The 15,616-nt window shown below is 63.4% G+C and carries 12 protein-coding genes; 4 read left to right on the forward strand and 8 right to left on the reverse strand.

What is annotated here, in order from left to right:
- The first annotated feature begins 42 nt into the window (after positions 1-42).
- Positions 43-747, forward strand: coding sequence for a phosphatase PAP2 family protein (locus ABI796_RS20105; RefSeq protein WP_141282976.1), 705 nt, complete (start codon positions 43-45; stop codon positions 745-747).
- On the opposite strand, the gene ABI796_RS20110 is transcribed toward ABI796_RS20105, so the two are convergent.
- From ABI796_RS20110 to ABI796_RS20140, 7 genes are all read right to left on the reverse strand, one after another.
- Positions 692-1,879, reverse strand: a complete 1,188-nt coding sequence (locus ABI796_RS20110; protein WP_141282975.1) for an MFS transporter — start codon at positions 1,877-1,879, stop codon at positions 692-694. The two genes, ABI796_RS20105 and ABI796_RS20110, sit on opposite strands and share 56 nt — an antisense overlap.
- Positions 1,876-2,643: a DeoR/GlpR family DNA-binding transcription regulator gene (locus tag ABI796_RS20115; RefSeq protein ID WP_141282974.1), complete on the reverse strand. Its 768-nt coding sequence runs from the start codon at positions 2,641-2,643 to the stop codon at positions 1,876-1,878. The genes ABI796_RS20110 and ABI796_RS20115 overlap by 4 nt, the downstream gene beginning before the upstream one ends.
- 155 nt (positions 2,644-2,798) lie before the next feature.
- Positions 2,799-4,481 (reverse strand): ABC-F family ATP-binding cassette domain-containing protein, encoded by a 1,683-nt coding sequence (locus tag ABI796_RS20120; protein WP_141282973.1) that lies wholly within the window; start codon positions 4,479-4,481, stop codon positions 2,799-2,801.
- A 30-nt stretch (positions 4,482-4,511) separates the two neighbouring features.
- The gene (locus ABI796_RS20125) at positions 4,512-6,512 is read right to left on the reverse strand and encodes a penicillin-binding transpeptidase domain-containing protein (RefSeq protein ID WP_170224888.1); all 2,001 of its coding nucleotides are present in this window, start codon (positions 6,510-6,512) and stop codon (positions 4,512-4,514) included.
- Positions 6,513-6,625: 113 nt separating this feature from the next.
- Positions 6,626-10,465, reverse strand: coding sequence for an NPCBM/NEW2 domain-containing protein (locus ABI796_RS20130; protein ID WP_141282971.1), 3,840 nt, complete (start codon positions 10,463-10,465; stop codon positions 6,626-6,628).
- A gap of 116 nt (positions 10,466-10,581) precedes the next feature.
- A complete protein-coding gene (locus ABI796_RS20135; RefSeq protein WP_141282970.1) occupies positions 10,582-11,238 on the reverse strand; it encodes a response regulator transcription factor in 657 nt (218 codons plus the stop codon).
- The gene (locus ABI796_RS20140) at positions 11,235-12,512 is read right to left on the reverse strand and encodes a sensor histidine kinase (protein WP_141282969.1); all 1,278 of its coding nucleotides are present in this window, start codon (positions 12,510-12,512) and stop codon (positions 11,235-11,237) included. The genes ABI796_RS20135 and ABI796_RS20140 overlap by 4 nt, the downstream gene beginning before the upstream one ends.
- 195 nt (positions 12,513-12,707) lie before the next feature.
- Here ABI796_RS20140 and ABI796_RS20145 point away from each other — a divergent pair, with 195 nt between their 5' ends.
- On the forward strand, positions 12,708-13,787 hold the full coding sequence (locus ABI796_RS20145; RefSeq protein WP_141282968.1) for an ABC transporter permease: 1,080 nt from the start codon (positions 12,708-12,710) through the stop codon (positions 13,785-13,787).
- A gap of 24 nt (positions 13,788-13,811) precedes the next feature.
- Positions 13,812-14,504, forward strand: coding sequence for an ABC transporter ATP-binding protein (locus ABI796_RS20150; RefSeq protein WP_141282967.1), 693 nt, complete (start codon positions 13,812-13,814; stop codon positions 14,502-14,504).
- 18 nt (positions 14,505-14,522) lie between these two features.
- Here ABI796_RS20150 and ABI796_RS20155 read toward each other — a convergent pair whose 3' ends face one another.
- Positions 14,523-14,921 carry a helix-turn-helix domain-containing protein gene (locus ABI796_RS20155; RefSeq protein WP_141282966.1) on the reverse strand — a complete coding sequence of 133 codons (399 nt, stop codon included), beginning with the start codon at positions 14,919-14,921 and terminating at the stop codon, positions 14,523-14,525.
- 84 nt (positions 14,922-15,005) lie between these two features.
- Between ABI796_RS20155 and ABI796_RS20160 the strand changes: the two genes are divergently transcribed.
- Entirely contained in the window at positions 15,006-15,611 is a 606-nt protein-coding gene (locus ABI796_RS20160) for an NAD(P)-dependent oxidoreductase (RefSeq protein ID WP_141282965.1), read from the forward strand.
- Positions 15,612-15,616: the final 5 nt, after the last annotated feature.

A 15,616-nucleotide genomic window follows, 5' to 3' on the forward strand; every position in this document is an offset into this window, starting at 1 on the left:
CGCCTGGCGTTGCCTCTCATCTGCCATGGCTACCATGAATGGATGATTCGCGTACTCCGTCCACAACCACGGCCCGGTTGGCAGTTGATCACGCCTGGAATACTCCTGCTGTGTGCCTTCGCGGTTCCAGGGGCACTGATCATGGCGGGCCAGGGCGAGCCGGCTTTCAACCGGGTGGACACCGGCTGGCAGTCCTACGTCTTCAGCATGCGCTCCACTTTCTGGGACGGAGTAAACGTAGTCCTCAACTGGGCCGGCTATGCGGGGATGCTTGCCTTCCACGCTGTGCTCGCGGTTTCCCTGGTCATCTGGCAGCGACCTAAAGCAGCAATTTTTGCCGCCACAAGCGGCATTCTGGTGCTGGCGTTGACGCAACTCGCCAAAGCCGTGGTGGGCAGAGACAGGCCGGAGGGGGCCAGGGTACTCAGCGACACAGGCTCATACCCCTCGGGGCATGTATCTGCTACCACGGCTTTCTTGTTGGTGCTGGCACTGCTGATGGGTCGTTGGTGGATGGGGCTCATAGCTGCGGTGGGTGTGGTGTCCATGATGATCAGCCGCACCTATCTCTCCGCTCACTGGTTGAGCGACGTCCTGGGAGGTGCCTGCCTTGCCGCCGGGGTTGTTCTCCTGATGTGGTGGCGCTTTCGCGATATATGCATCAAGGAGAATGACTTGGCCGGGGGTCAAACTATTTGGTCGGCAAAGGCTTTGCGACGCCGGCAAGCAGCAGAGCAAGCAAAATAGGCGCTCCAATGGCCAGCAATGCCATGTGGATTCCGGTGTGGTCGCCAAGGTAGCCCAGGAGGGGCGGCCCTGCCAGGAAGGCGACATAACCGATGGTGGAAACCACGGATACGCGGGCTGCAGCATGCTTGGGATCGTCCGCTGCGGCTGACATTCCCATGGGGAAGGCCAACGCCGCGCCGACGCCCCACAGTGCGGCGCCGATGCCCGCCAGCACCACGTTCCCGGCAAAGACGAACAACGCCAGTCCCATGGCAGCTGCGGCCATGCTGGCCCGGAGGACGTTTACACGCCCGAACTTGTCAATCGCTTTGCCACCGAGGAACCGCATGACAGTCATGGCAAGGACGAACAACGCAAACAGCAACGCTCCGGTGGACTCGGAGGCACCAAGTCCGTCCACTGCCGCCTTCGCGATCCAGTCATTGCCCGCGCCTTCGGTGAGCGTGGCGCCGAGGACAACCACGCCGATGAGCAGCGTCCTGCCATCCCGCCAAGCTGTGGGGCCCTTCTCAGCCGCCACCCCGCCGTCGTGAATTTCTTCTACCTGGTGCGGCAGGAAGTATTTGGGAACCGTCAGCGCCAAGACGACAGCAATGGCTGCGATGACCAACAAGTGCTCCGGCAAGCCCACGCCCAGCTGTGATAGGCCGGCGCCGATCAGCGCGCCCAGGAACGCGCCACCACTGAAGGCGGCGTGGAACTGCGGCATGATGGTGCGCTTGAGCCGGTGCTCAACATCCGCGCCCTCGATGTTCTGTGCGACATCCCATAGGCCGATGCCGATGCCGAAGAAGAACAGGGCAATGGCCGTGGCCGGAACCGAGGCAGCCATGAGCGAGAAGGCAATGGCTGCTCCTGCGGCACCCGCCACGATGCCGGCAAGGCGGACCGTGTTGGCTGTACCGATCCGGCCCACAACCCATCCGGCTGATGGCAGTGCCAGCAGGGAGCCCACGGCGGTGCAGAGCAGCAGGGTGCCCATCTGGCCGGACGTGAGACTCAGCGCTTCCGTCACGGCAGGGATGCGGGCGGCCCAGCTGGCGAACACCAAACCGTTCATGCCGAAGATCAGGAACGTTGCCACGGCTGCGGCGTTGACGCTGGTGGTGCTTCTGGTGCTGGTGGTCATGCAATCACAACTTCCACAGAGAGTTTGTTGAGCCGGGCGAGATCTTCGGGGGAGGGTTCCTGGTCTGTCACTATGGTGTCCACGGCGTCCAAGGCTGCAACCAGGGCTACTGCGCTGGCGTGCCACTTGCTGCCTGCCGATGCCACGATCACCCGCGCTGCGGACTCCAGCCCGGCGCGTTTGACTGCCGCGTCTTCAAGATCGTGGGCCAAGAGGCCATCCTTGAGGTTGAGCGCGCAGGGGGTTACGACGGCGGCGTCGAACCTCAGCGACCGAACGTTGGCTTCAGTCATGGGTCCCCTGAAGGACTGTTCTCCAGCGATGAGCCGACCTCCGGGGAGAATGAGCTCCGGCGCGCGGCCGTCCTTCGCTTGAGCCAGAGCATCAACGGCATGAAGTGACATGGGCATCACCGTCAGTTCCCGGTTGCCCAGGCGGCGTGCGATTTCGGTTGCCGTGGAACCACTGTCCAACCACACGTATTCGCGGTCCTTGATCAGCTGGTCCACAGCTTTGGCGATGCGGACCTTGACCTCGTGGTCCTCGAGTTCGCGCTGGCCGTAGCCCGGATTGTCTCCCCGCGCCAGCAAGCTGCGGGCACCGCCGTGGATGCGCTTCAGCACTCCGTTGGCCGCGAGGATTTCCAGATCCCGCCGGACAGTGGCCCCGGAGGCGCCCGTAGCGTGGACGAGCTCGTCCACTGTTGCTTCCTCGCGGGCGCGCAGCAGCTCGCCAATGAGCCGGTGGCGGTCAGCAGTTCCCATGCCACAACCCTAGCAACATTTGAGCAAATAATCACGTGGCGTGATCATTTGATCACCATCCCTCTCTCGCGTCCCGCGCCCTTAAACCAAACGCTCTTCCAGTGAGTGGAAGAGCGTTGGCCGAAAGGGGCGGTTATGTGAGAGAGCGTTTGGGGTTAGCGGGCGCGCTCCACGCGCTTCTCGTCCCAGACTGGTTCCTCGGACTCGTAGACCTTGCCGTCAGAACCAAAGATGAGGAAGCGGTCAAAGGACTTGGCGAACCAGCGGTCGTGCGTGACAGCAAGGACAGTGCCTTCGAAAGAGTCGATGGCACGCTCCAATGCCTCGCCCGAGTGAAGGTCCAAGTTGTCCGTGGGCTCGTCCAGCAACAAGAGGGTAGCGCCGGACAGCTGCAGGAGCAGGATTTGGAAACGTGCCTGTTGGCCACCGGACAGCGACTCGTACTTCTGCTCGGACTGACCGGCCAGGCCATAGGAATCAAGGGCGCCGGCTGCGGCCTCACGGGCGAGCCCGGACCGGTGCTCGTCGCCTCGATGCAGGATCTCCAGCAGGGTTCGGCCCAGGAGGTCGGGACGGACGTGGGTCTGCGCGAAGAACCCAGGCCGGATGCGGGCGCCCAGTTTCACAGTCCCTTCGTGCGGTACTTCCGCGATCACGACGTCGGACACCGGCAGGTGCTCCCGCTCGGGATCGGTGCCACCGGTGGCGAGCAGGCGCAGGAAGTGGCTCTTCCCTGAACCGTTGGAACCCAGTACGCCAACGCGGTCGCCAAACCAGATTTCCGTAGAGAATGGCTTCATAAGCCCTGTCAGTTCAAGCTTCTGGGCCACGACAGCCCGCTTGGCGGTACGTCCACCCTTGAGCCGCATCTTGACGTTCTGCTCGATCGGCAGTGCCTCAGGCGGACCAACTTCCAAGAACTTGGCAAGGCGGGTCTGCGCTGCCTGGTACCTGTTAGCCATGTCGGAGCGGAACGCAGCCTTGTTCTTGTACATATTGACGAGTTCCTTGAGCTTGATGTGCTCCTCGTCCCAGCGTTTCCGGAGTTCCTCAAAACGGGCGTTGCGGTCGGCACGCGCCTCGACGTATGTGCCGAAGCCGCCACCATGGATCCATGCTGAAGCGCCATTGATACCGGGCTCGAGTGTGACGATACGGCTGGCCGCGTTGTTGAGCAGCTCGCGGTCGTGGCTGATGAACAGGACGGTCTTTTTGGACTCGTTGAGCTTGCTTTCCAGCCAGCGCTTGCCGGGAACGTCCAGGTAGTTGTCCGGTTCGTCGAGCAGGAGGAGCTCGTCCGGGCCGGCGAACAGGGCTTCCAGGACCAGGCGCTTCTGCTCGCCACCGGACAGGGTGGAGGCGCGGCGGAACTGCGCTTTGTCGAACGAAATCCCCAAGGCTGCCATGCACACCTCGTCCCAGACCGTCTCGAGGTCATAGCCGCCGGCGTCTCCCCAATCCACAATCGCCTGCGCGTACTTCATCTGGGTTGGTTCGTCGTCGTGCTCCATCATGGCCAGCTCGGTTTCTTCCACCGCCTTGGCAGCTGCCGCGAGGCCTGCCTGGGCCGTGGACACCAAGAGATCGCGGACCGTGGATTCATCGCGGACCTGGCCCACGAACTGCCGCATGATGCCCATGTTTCCGGACCGGCCCACTACTCCTTCGTCGGGAGTGAGATCGCCGGAAATGATCTTGAACAGGGTGGTCTTGCCCGTTCCGTTGGGCCCGATCAGCGCCGTCTTGGTGCCGTCGGGGACCTTGAAGGTCACCCCGTTGAGCAGCTGGGTGCCGTCGGAGAGGAAGTAGTCGATGCCGGAAACGTCAATATGGGCCACGTTTCAATCCTCCCACGGCGGCGTTACTGGTCAGCCCGCCGCGGCAGTAAGGAACGTCTTCAGCAGCGGCCCACTGACCGTTGCACCCAGGCCGCCTTCTTCCACGAACACGGCAACAGCCAGATCCCCATGCGTTGCGACGATCCAGGCGTGGGTCTTGGGCGGATTGTCATTGCCGAATTCCGCGGTGCCGGTCTTGGCGCCAACCGGTGTGCCCGGGACTTCGGCCAGGAAGCCTGCGTGGCCTGACGTCACCACGGCCCGCATCATGTCAGCCAGGGATGCAGCCTCTTCCTTGGTAATGGGCTTGGTGGATGCCGGTGAGGCGGGAAGCGCTGAAGCAGAAGCGGACGACGGCGGCGCGCTGCCACTTTCGGTGGGCGTGGCACCGGCGCTGGGGTTCTGGGTGGCCCCGGACCCCTGTGCGGCGTCGGCGTTCAGCACGAGCTGCGGAGAGACGGGCGCACCATTGGCGACGGAAGCAGCCATGACCGCGGCCGAGAGCGGGGAAAAGAGCACCTTGCCCTGGCCAATCATGGAAGCTGCGTGCTCAGTGCCTTCGGCAGCACCGGGAACCGAACCAAGGAATGCATCAGCGCCAAGCTTGGGAGCCTCAACCGCCACGCCCAGGGCTTGGGCTGCGGATTCGAGCTGGTCCTGGCTAACGGCATCGCGGGCGTTGATGAAGGCCGTGTTGCAGGAGTGTGCAAAAGCGTCGCGGAGGGCCACCGAGCCAAGGGAGCTTTCCGGGTAGCCCTCGGCATTTTTGAACGTGCGGCCGTCCACCGTCAGCGTTGAGGGGCACTCAACCTTCGAGTCCGGGGTGGCACCATTGCGGAACATCGCCAGGGAATCAACAATTTTGAACGTGGAACCTGGAGCGTACTGACCCAGCAAGGCGGTGTTGTAACCGTTGCTGCCTGGTCCGGAGGCGGCAGCAAGGACGGCCCCGGTTGAAGGTTTGAGGGCAACAATGGCCGACGCTGGCCCCACCTTCGCCAGCGTCTCTTCCGCCAGCTGCTGCAGCTTGAGGTCCAGCGTGGTTTTGAGCGTAGTGCCGGGGGACGGCAGGGAAGAGAAGAACACCTTGGTACCGGGTGTCTCGCCTTCGGACTTCACCTCAGGGGTGGCGAGAACTTCCACACCGTCTTTACCGCGGAGCAAAGAGTCGTACTTCTGCTGCAGACCGCCAGTACCCGTGGTGTCCCCGGCGCGCAGGGCACCATTGGAGTTCTCAATTTGTTCAGCACTGGCTTGGCCAACGCTGCCGAGCAATGCCCGCGCGAAGGTGCGGGTGGGGGCCAAAGCCATGGAGTCCAGGATGCTCGATCCGCCCGGGATGGCCTCAATCTTCGCTTCAGTGATTTCCGGAGTGTAGGCCCGCAGCACAAGGCCCTCCACAAAAGCCTGCGGACCTGAGGCGGCAACCTGCTTGGCGTACTCTTCCGCATCCAGTCCGAGCAACGCAGCCATGGCACGCGCAGAAGCGTCCGCTTGCTCAGCCGGAACCTTGGTTTTGTCGATGCCTACCCGGAAGACCGGACGGTCCTCAACAATGGGAGCGTCTCCGGCGCCCAGGATCTGACCCCGCTGGGCAGGAACGGTTTTGACGGAGAGGGTCTCGCCTTCGGAGAGTTCCGGGGCGAGGAGGGCAGGGGTCCATTGGACAGCCCATTTGTCGCCGGACTTCTTCAGTGTGGCTTCGGAGCTGTATTCCCACTTGGCCGAGCCGATGTTCCAGCTGTAGTTCAGGGGGAAAGTTGCGGTGTCGCCGTCGAGCTTCACATCGCCGGACTCCACCGCAGGCTTGGCGTCCAGTCCCTCGAACACTGCTTTGAGTTGTTCGTTGGCCGCGGCAGCGTCCTTACCCTCAACGGCGATCTGGCCGACGTCGAGCGCCGCAAGCGAGGAGGCCAGCTGCTTCGCTGCCCCTTCCGCACCCGCGCGGCCGTCATCGCAGGCGGTCAGTGAACCCGCCATCACCAGCGACACGAGACCAAGGACAAGACGATGCTTTTTCAATTTCCCCATTTGCGACATTATGCCCGGTTCCCCTGACAGTTTCTTCCGATGCCCGTTAAACGGACAGCCGCCGCCCGCCACCCCTGGGGAGTTGGCGGGCGACGGCCGTCTGCCAACTTACGCTACGGAGCGCAGGTGAACTTCGCATCACCCCAAACACCGTGAGCGCCGTTGATGGAGCCGGAGGGGTCAACCACCAATTCCACGTATGCGGCACCAGTGAGGTCCACGGATACCGACTCCGGCGCGAAGCCCGGCGTGTAGGTGCGGGACTGATACTTGTTCACGCCATCGGCATTGACCTTGAAGATGATGTTGCCGCCGAAGCCACTCTCAAGGCCCACCTGGGAAGTGAATGAGCTGCACTTTCCACCCAGGTAATAGGTGATCTTTGAGGGAGCGTGGACGCCAAGGCCCTTGCTGAACACAGGCTGCTGACCGGTGGCGGGATCGGTGTAGTTGATGGCCAGCGCCTTGTCCGGGGACGATGCCGAGTCCTTGTTTGCCACGTTTTTGCCGATCACGCCGTAGCCGTTCAATGCCTGGACCCACGGAGTTTCAGAGGCGTACACCGAGCCAACCGGCACCTCGGGCAAGGGCTGAGTGGTCACCTTCCAGTCGAAGAACTTCACCCGGGTGTCAGTGGGCAGGGTGACCGATGCCAGCTCTTTGGTGGGATTGAGCCGGACCGTATTGGAGAAGGCCTGGTACTTGTACTGCGTGTACTCCGGCGACGGTCCGTTGGCGTTGTTCCTGCCCTGCTCCGAAACGGCCACCACTGCCCCGTTGAGGACGGAGGGCTGCAACCAGTTGGGGAAGAAGATGGATTGCTGCTCGGTGGTCCCGTCCGCGTAGCTCAGCGTCAAAACCGGGCTGGTTCCATTGCCTACCGCGGCGGATCCGAGCACAGCCAAGTGCGTTCCCTTGCCCTGGACGGCGATGGTCTGAGCGGAGAGTGCCACGGAGTTGGGAACGTCCGGGCCAACGGCAGGCCACGTGTAGTCAACCTGGGTCGGCTTTCCGGCATCCACGGTCACGGTGCTGCCCGGCCGGACACCGCCTGCCGGTACCGTAGCGGCCGCCAGCTGTTCGGCAGCGAAGGTGGCCCCTCCGCCGTCGAAGTTTCCAAGCGCCTTGCCGGCCACGGTGGTGATTGAGACGGTGTTGTAGGCCGAGGCCAAGGAACCGTAAGCCACATAGATCTGGTTGCCGCCTGTCACGGTCTGCAGCGAACCGGAAGAAACGTACGACGCCGATACCCGCACGGTCTGTTGGCCCGCCTTCGCGCTGGTGCCCGGCTTGATGACGAACGTGGCGGTTACCGTGGCGCCGCCTTCAACCTTGGCTGCGGTTGCTCCGGAGGAAGAGACCACAGTCCAGCCCTCAGGGAGCACCGGAGTCAGCACCACGTTGCTCTTGGCCTTGGCACCAGTGTTCACAAAGGCCGCGGTGACCGTGGTTTCCTGATCCTGGAAGACCTGCTGACCGGTGGTTACACGAACTTCAGCAGCTGAGTCCTCCTGGCTCTTGCCACCCAACGGCCCTGCTTGCTGGAGCTGGACTGTGGCGGTCTGGTTTGACGCAATGGACCCTGTCTTGACCCAGATAGTGCCGTTGTTGGCCTCATCGAAGAACCAGCCGGTTGCTGCTGCGGCGTAGGCGGCCTGGGTAGAGTGCTGGGCGAGCTTGGTGCCGCCGATCTTCACGTCCTTGGGTGCTGCGCCGGCGTGGACCTTCAGCTCGTAGGGACGGGCAGCGGCCTTGCCGGTGTACTCACCCTTCCGCTCACCGATGGAGACCATCACACTGCTGTTGCCGGTGCCCGGAGCGTCTACGGTGAAGAGCTGGCTGGAGGACTTGCCGTCCTTGAATTCGCGGGTGACTTTGTCATCCTCGTACAGCGTGAAGGTGTCCTGGCCCTGAGCGTAAACGTCCAAAGTGATCATGGAATCCTCGGGAACCAAGGACGCGTTGCGCGCCACGATGCCTTGCGGGATCACTGCACCTGCACGAACGAAGACCGGCAGCTTGTCCAGAGGGGCGTTGTAACCGTTGAGGATCTGACCACCCTGGTAGAGCTTGCCTGTCCAGTAATCCACCCACTGCTGGCCCGCCGGGAGGAAGATGCCGTTGCGGACGTCGGTCTGGGTGAAGACCGGGGCCACCAGGAAGTCGGAGCCGAGCATGAACTGGTTGTTTGCCTCGGCACCGTAGGACCATTCCTGATCAGGGAATTCCAGGGCCATGGAGCGCATCATGGAAACGCCTGTTGCCGACGATTCCTGGGCGAGGGTGTAGATGAAGGGCATGAGTTTCTGGCGGAGCTGGAGGTACTGGCGGTTGATGGCCGTGGCTTCGTCACCGTAGAGCCACGGACGCTTGTCAGTGGCTGCCCAGCCGGACATGGAGTACAGCGCCGGAGCGAAGGCCTTCCACTGGAGATCGCGGACGTAGGACTCTGCCGAACCACCGAAGATCCCGTCAACGTCGCCCGTGGTGAACGCCAAACCTGAGTTGCCGGCACCGGTGAGGGCCGAGACCTGCCAGCGGACGGCGTCGAGGTTTCCTGAATGGTCCCCCGTCCATTGCATGCCGCAGCGCTGGGAGCCGGCCCAGCCTTCCACCATCAGCGAGGTACCGCGGGCATCGGAGTACTGCTCAATGCCGCCGTGGGCGGCCTCGCAACCGGTGAGTGCTTGGCGGTAGCCCTGACCCACCCACGCGACGTCGAGCTTCCGGAGGCGGACGCCGGCCTCGCCCACTTCGTACTCCTGGTTGGTCAGGGAACGCTGCGTCCACAGGCCAACTTTGAGGTCGGTTTCTTCCTCGATGTTGCTCACGGTTTCCGGGAGTTGCTGGTATTCGCAGCCGTAGCCGTCGTTGACCAGCATCCAGCCTGCAGGCATGTCGTTCTCAACAAATTTTCGCGCAGTCTTGATCGCATCCGGGGTACGTTGCTTGGCACCGTCCGGGTCACCGTAGCCGGAGGAGGAATAGCCCGGGTTGGAGCGGTTGTAGCAGTCAGCATCGCCGTACTCCAGGGCGTACACCGGGGGCATCATGGGCTTGCCGGTCAATGTGGTGTAGGCGCCGAGCGACTGCTTGTAGTCACCCACGAAGTAGTAGGCGTCAAAGCGCTTTTCCTCATGCGTGGTGGTGGGCTGGCCGGCAAAGTTATAGGACCCGCGGGCAAACGTGTCGCGGAGTACGCCGTAGCCCTTGGAGGACATGTAGTAAGGCACTGCGTTGGGGTAGCCGTCGTCATCCCAGTCGAAGTTCCTGGCAATGTTGATCAGGGCGCCTGTATGGACAGAACGGCCGTTTTGCATGCCGCCGCCAATGAACTGCTCACCGTCCTGTTGAGCCAGGTGCTGCGTGGCTGAGTTGGCGCCGAAAGTGATGGGCGCGGACTCTTCCAGCACCAACGAGCCGTCAGCCCTGAGAACGCGAAGTTGCGTGGTGGCCTTGTTGATCTCGACGCTGATTTTGGCGGTCTTTAGGACCAACCAGTCGCCGTCGGTAATGGTGGGGGCGACGCCCGGGAACTTGTCCTTGCCCACTACGATGTTGGCGGTCCTGGCGGGGTCGCCTTGGTCAGTGTTGGCGGGATCGGTGAAGTTTCCGCTGGGGTCAGCTTCCAGGCGGAAGTTGCCGTCGTCCAGGAACGTGACGCGGATGGCGCCCTTCTCCGCGGAAAGGTGGACGACGTTGCCGGACTGGGTGAACCCGGTCACCGCTCCGAGAGGTACTCCGGCGGCATCGACGGGGACTTCGGGGGTGACTGCTTTGATGGCGGCCGGATCGCCGGGAGCGGCATTGGCGGCGGTGAAGGAGAGCGCGGGGATGGTTCCTGCGAGGAGCAGCGAGGCCAAGCCAAGGGAGGCGGCCTTCCTGACTAGCTTTTTGGCTCGTCCGGGGCTGGTGGGGACAGCGCCGGATAAGCCCAATGCGGGTGCGGACATGTGAGGCCAACTTTCGACGAGTGACTTTTTGTGATCTAACCCATAGCGAAACGTGCACTAATCGTCACCGCAAAAAGGCCAAAGGTCAACCGTTTCACCAAAATTGCTTAGGGCAGTCAGCGCCCGCGGATGATCCTTCGCTGCGTCGCCACAGCGATGGCAGCAGTCCGGTTGTCCACCCCGAGCTTCGAGTAGATGTGCACCAAGTGGGTCTTCACCGTGGCCTCGGAAATGAAGAGTTGCTTGGCCATGGCACGGTTGCTCATGCCCGTGGCCAGAAGCTCCAACAGCTGCACTTCCCGGGCACTCAAAGCGGGCGAAGGATTCCGGATGCGGCCCATGAGCCGCGCCGCCACCTCCGGCGCAAGGGCAGTTTGCCCCGCCGCGGCGGACAGGACGGCCTGCCTGATCTGCTCGGGCGGGGCGTCTTTGAGCATGTAGCCGCTCGCGCCGGCCTCCACTGCGGCGAGGATGTCGGCGTCGGTGTCGTACGTGGTCAGAATCAGCACGGGCGGCGGGGGAGTCCCGGCCTCGCCCGCCTTGATCTTCTCCGTGGCCGTCACCCCGTCCATTCCGCTGCCCATCTGCAGGTCCATGAGCACCAGATCCACCGGCTGGCCCAGCGTGTGCAGCTTGCGGAGTTCGGTCAGCGCGGCATCACCATCAGCGGCCTCCGCAACCACGGTCACACCCGGGAAATCGGCGAGCATTGCCCGCAAACCCGCCCGAACCACCGGGTGATCATCCACCAGCAACACGCGAATCCCACTCACGCAGCACCCTCCGCCGGAAGCGGTACCCGGACAGCAACCACAGTCCCCTCCCCAGGGGCTGACTCAATTTCCATTCGACCATCCAACGCCGCCAGCCGCTCGCGCAAACTCTGAAGCCCGACGCCGGTTCCGTCGCCACGCGCCGTACCGGCCGCCGTCGACGGCTCGAATCCTATGCCGTCGTCAAAAACGTCCAAGGTCACTTCCCCTCCAAGGAAGGACAGGGTCACGACGGCTGCGCGCGCGTGGGCGTGTGCCCACACGTTTGCGAGGGAAGCCTGGGCGGCCCGGAGCAGGGTGGTCTGGTACGTATTCGGCAGCTCAACAGGCGTACCCACCAGTTCGAAGCGACAGCGCAACGCGGACCCCCGGGCTGCAGCTTCCGTCTCCGTTTTCGCGCACAGCCTCCGCAGCGTGTCCACAAGTCCGGACTCTTCAAGATCCGGGGAACGCAGGCCGCGAACAAAGCTGCGGGCCTCGGCAAGGTTGGTGGAGGCCGTGTCCTGAACCGTCCTCAGCCGCTCCTTCGCAGCCGTGGTGTTGCCTTGGTCCAAGGCTTTCGCCGCCGATCTGCCCATCAGAATGATGCTTGAGAAGCCCTGGGCCAAAGTGTCGTGAATTTCCCGGGCGAGCCGTTCACGTTCGGCGAGCATTCCGGCGTCGTGCTGGGTCTTGGCGAGTTCGGCGCGCGTCCTGCGAAGCTCGTCTGCCACAGCACGCTGGTTTTCCGCTTCGAGGAACAGGGCACGGTAAGCCAGGCCGGTGACCACGGCGAAGACTGCCCCAAACACTGGCCCCAGGACCATGGCAAGCTGCAAACCGCCGTCGGACGCGCCCCTGCTGTGGAACCAAAGCGTGCCCACCAGAAGCGCAGTGCTCACGGCAATAACTGACAACGCTGGGCCACGGGGGAGCAGGTGCAGTTGCAGGAAGAACAACGGGAAGGCCACCCATGCGAAGTCGCTGCTGACCAGGAGGAGCAGCAACCACAGGAGCATCACCGCTCCCAGCCACCAGCGTGCATAGGGTGCCGGGTTGAACCGGGTGGGAACAGTCGCGTGGCGTTTCTCCAGGAGAGTCCCGCCGAGGTACACCAGCGCCAGCAGGGCAGAAAGCCCCAGACCGGCGGCCAGGGCCACAGCCGACGCCGCACCACTGGTTCCCATTCCCGTCATCAAACGGACCACGGCCACCAGCAACAGAACCGCGAAACCTACATGCAGGCTCACGCGCAGCACGCGGAGGATAGTGGCTGCGCCAGCGGGAGACTGCATGCTTCACAGCGTATCCCCGGCGTGAAGTAAACCGCCCCGAACCCGGCCCTGTGCGGCCTGAATCAACCATTCGGATGATCTCTGGCTCAACCCCACGATGCCAGCCAATCCACCCGGCTCCCGATGCCCCTCAGGCCTATCGCCGGAAGAGTTGATATAGCCGGGATCAAGCCCGCATTGAATCGAAGGAATCCGATGTTTCTTGCCATCCGCGACATCCGTTTCGCCAAGGGCCGCTTTGCGCTCATGGGCAGCGTGGTCGCCCTGATCACCTTGCTGCTGGTCATGCTGTCCGGGCTGACGGCGGGCTTGGGCAACCAGTCGACGTCGGCCCTTGGGGCCCTGCCTGTGCAGCAGATTGCCTTCGGCGCACCCGCTGGGGCCGAGCCAAAGGCTTCGTACACCGAGTCCGAAGTTTCCGCTGGTCAGCTCGCGGCATGGCGGGATCAGCCGGGCGTTGCCTCCGCGGAGGCGCTGGGAATCAGCCAAACCCGTTTTCAGTCACTGAGTGATGGCGGGACTCCGGCTGGAACCGCCAATGTTGCAGTCTTTGGCGGCGGCCTGGCACCGTCAGCGGTGGAGGACGGGACGGTGGCGGTGGGTGAATCGCTGGCCAAGGAACTGGCGTTGGACGTCGGCAGCCGTGTCCGTGCGGGAGGGACAGACCTGAGGGTTTCAGCTGTTGTGGAGGACCAGTGGTACTCCCACACCGGCGTGGTGTGGACCTCCCTGGACACGTGGCGGTCCATCGCCCACGCGGCACCTGGCTCTGCCACGGTGATCGCCGCAACCTTCGACGATGGCGCTTCCGTGGACGTCGACGCCGCCAACGCAGCGGCCGGCACAGTCAGCACGGATCCGGTGGGCTCATTCCAGGCGCTGGCCTCCTACAAAAGCGAGAACGGCTCACTCATGCTGATGCAGGCATTTCTCTATGGAATCTCGGCCTTGGTGATCGTGGCCTTCCTGACTGTGTGGACTGTGCAGCGCACACGTGACATCGCTGTCCTCAAAGCCTTGGGTGCATCATCGGCCTACGTGCTGCGCGATGCCCTTACCCAGGCGGCCATGGTGCTGCTGGCGGGAGCGTTTGTGGGTGGTCTCCTCGGCCTTGCCGGCGGGTTTTTTGCGTCCCAGGCAGCCCCCTTCCTGATCACGCCTTTAACCACTCTTGTCCCGATGGTGGGGATTATTCTCCTCGGCCTGGCAGGCGCTGTACTGGCAGTTAGAAGCGTCACCAAGGTGGATCCGCTGTTGGCCCTCGGCGGCAACTAATACATTCCTAGAAAGGCATGCATCGTGAGTGCAGCATTGAACCTGATCAACGTCTCCCTCGAATACCCGGACGGCACCTCAACTCTCAAGGCACTGGACGCCGTCAACCTCAGCGTCCGCCCTGGTGAATACCTCTCCCTCGTTGGTCCTTCCGGGTCCGGCAAATCCTCGCTTCTGGCAGTGGCCGCAACCCTCGTAAAGCCCACGGCCGGGCAAGTCATCATCGACCAGCAGGACGCCTCAGCCCTTTCGCAGGCCGAACGCACAAGCCTTCGCCGGGACAAGGTGGGCATCATCTTCCAGCAACCCAACCTGCTGCCGGCACTGACCGCCGTCGAGCAGTTGCTGATCCGCGAGCACCTGCGGGGAAGGAGAGGCCGCGGGGAACGGGAGAGGGCCGCTGAGCTGCTGGACGTCGTCGGACTTTCAGAAGCTGCACACAAGAGGCCGCACCAGTTGTCCGGGGGCCAACGTCAGCGGGTCAACATTGCCAGGGCCCTGATGGGCAAACCCACCGTTCTTCTGGTCGATGAGCCCACGGCCGCGCTCGACCATGAACGGAGCGAGTCCATTGTCCGGCTACTGCGGCGGGTGACCGATGAGTTCCGGACTGCCACCGTCATGGTCACGCACGACACGGAGTTCCTGGCCCTCACTGATGCAGTGGCCACCATGAGGGACGGACGCATCAGCCGCGCCCTGGTCCCGTCCGCGTAGCCCAGCTCAAGCAGCCGATCAGTTGGATGGGCCCAGGAGGGCTTCGTCCTGCGCTTCGTCGTAGGCGTCGCGGGCTTCCAGGATGGTGGGCACGTGGCTCTCGGCCCAATGCCGCAACATGGTCAGCGGCTGCAGCAGGGACTCGCCCAGAGCCGTCAGCTCATACTCCACCCGGGGCGGTACCTGCGCGTACACGGTCCGTGTAATCAAACCGTCCCGCTCCAGGGCGCGAAGGGTTTGCGTCAGAACCTTCGGAGTAACAACGTTCACCATTTTGCGCAGTTCTGAGAACCGAACAGGCCCGTCACCCAGCACCTGGATCACCAGGGACGCCCATTTGTCTCCGATGCGCTGGAACACCACCCGCGACGGGCAGTTGGGGTCGAGGATATTGCCTGGGAGATCTTTAGTATCCAAAAGGTAACTCGGTTCCTTTGAAGCTATCAGTATCCAATGGATACCGTGGGGGATGTTGCAAGGATACCAATCTCAAGGAGAGCTATGAAAATCGCAGTCTACGGCGCCACGGGCATGGTCGGCAGCCAGATCGTCAACGAGTCCCTCACCCGCGGCCACGAGGTCACGGCCATCTCCCGCAAGGGCGCAGAGGTTCCCGGCGCTGCCGCTCAAGCAGCTGATCAGGCTGACGCTGAGATCTTCGCCTCCATCGCCAAAGAGCACGACGTCGTGGTGCTGGCTACGGGACCCAGCCGCACCGGCGGCGATCATTCAGAATGGCTCGACGCCATGGCTACTGCGTACAGCAACGCCGAAGGCACCCGCCTGATGATCGTTGGAGGCGCCGGAACCCTTGAGGTGGACGGCGTCCGCCTGCTCGACTCTCCGGACTTCCCGGAGGCCTACAAGGCTGAAGCCACCACCGCGGCCAAGGCCCTGGAAACCGTGAGGAAATCCCCGGAATCCCTGGACTGGACGGTCCTGGCCCCCGCCCCCGTCATCCAGCCGGGCGAGCGTACAGGAGAGTACGCGGTGGCCAAGGATTCACCCGCCGGCGGCAGCATCTCCACCCAGGACTACGCTGTGGCCATGTTGGACGAGATCGAACGCCCGGCTCACCGGCGCGCCCGCTTCACGGCCGCCAACTAAGGGCA

It is taken from the genome of Paenarthrobacter aurescens (genome assembly GCF_041549525.1).
Taxonomy (GTDB): domain Bacteria; phylum Actinomycetota; class Actinomycetes; order Actinomycetales; family Micrococcaceae; genus Arthrobacter; species Arthrobacter aurescens.

Excerpts from the sequence above, each read along its gene's own strand:
- ABI796_RS20105 (WP_141282976.1), top strand. The coding sequence starts at position 43 with ATGATTCGCGTACTCCGTCCACAACCACGGCCCGGTTGGCAGTTGATC.
- ABI796_RS20125 (WP_170224888.1), bottom strand. The coding sequence starts at position 6,512 with ATGGGGAAATTGAAAAAGCATCGTCTTGTCCTTGGTCTCGTGTCGCTG.
- ABI796_RS20130 (WP_141282971.1), bottom strand. The coding sequence starts at position 10,465 with ATGTCCGCACCCGCATTGGGCTTATCCGGCGCTGTCCCCACCAGCCCC.
- ABI796_RS20160 (WP_141282965.1), top strand. The coding sequence starts at position 15,006 with ATGAAAATCGCAGTCTACGGCGCCACGGGCATGGTCGGCAGCCAGATC.
- ABI796_RS20145 (WP_141282968.1), top strand. The coding sequence starts at position 12,708 with ATGTTTCTTGCCATCCGCGACATCCGTTTCGCCAAGGGCCGCTTTGCG.
- ABI796_RS20140 (WP_141282969.1), bottom strand. The coding sequence starts at position 12,512 with ATGCAGTCTCCCGCTGGCGCAGCCACTATCCTCCGCGTGCTGCGCGTG.
- ABI796_RS20115 (WP_141282974.1), bottom strand. The coding sequence starts at position 2,643 with ATGGGAACTGCTGACCGCCACCGGCTCATTGGCGAGCTGCTGCGCGCC.
- ABI796_RS20110 (WP_141282975.1), bottom strand. The coding sequence starts at position 1,879 with ATGACCACCAGCACCAGAAGCACCACCAGCGTCAACGCCGCAGCCGTG.